The sequence below is a fragment of the Komagataeibacter melomenusus genome (assembly GCF_013155395.1).
Lineage (GTDB): Bacteria > Pseudomonadota > Alphaproteobacteria > Acetobacterales > Acetobacteraceae > Komagataeibacter > Komagataeibacter melomenusus.
The window spans coordinates 1-500 of the sequence record NZ_JABJWC010000119.1 but is presented as its reverse complement, the minus strand read 5'-3'; the positions used below and the strand labels follow the sequence as shown (position 1 = coordinate 500).

The following is a 500-nucleotide window of genomic DNA, read 5'->3' as shown; positions in this document are numbered from 1 at the left end:
ACATATTGTCGGGCGTAACGGTGGACGTAAGTTAAAGAAAATCTGGCAGGAGCAGGGGATCCCGCCCTGGCGACGAGATACCACGCCGCTGTTGTTTTACGGCGAAACGCTGATTGCGGCTGCGGGTGTTTTTGTGACGCGGGAGGGAGCAGCAGAAGATAAAGAAGGGGTGAGTTTGGTTTGGCATGCCTGATGGTGCTGCGCTTATCAGGCCTACGTATCGCATGGAACGTAGGCCGGATAAGGTGCTTGCACCGCCATCCGGCACCTTCCAGGAAAAGAACCTTCATGTCATCATTCCGTCCGGTGTTCCGCTCGCGCTGGCTGCCGTATTTACTGGTTGCCCCGCAGTTGGTTATCACCGTTATTTTCTTTATCTGGCCTGCGGGCGAAGCGCTGTGGTATTCGCTGCAAAGCGTCGATCCGTTTGGTTTTTCCAGCCAATTTGTCGGGCTGGAGAATTTCGTCGCGCTTTTTCACGACAGCTATTATCTCGACGC

The 500-nt window shown here is 54.4% G+C and carries 1 protein-coding gene and 1 pseudogene; both read left to right on the top strand.

Features of this window, described 5'->3' with window-relative positions:
- Positions 1-193: tRNA lysidine(34) synthetase TilS (gene tilS / locus HNW77_RS17325; RefSeq protein WP_172159338.1), on the top strand; the 193-nt coding region annotated here is incomplete at its 5' end.
- 95 nt (positions 194-288) lie between these two features.
- A pseudogene (locus HNW77_RS17320) lies at positions 289-500 on the top strand (glycerol-3-phosphate transporter permease); the annotation flags it as partial.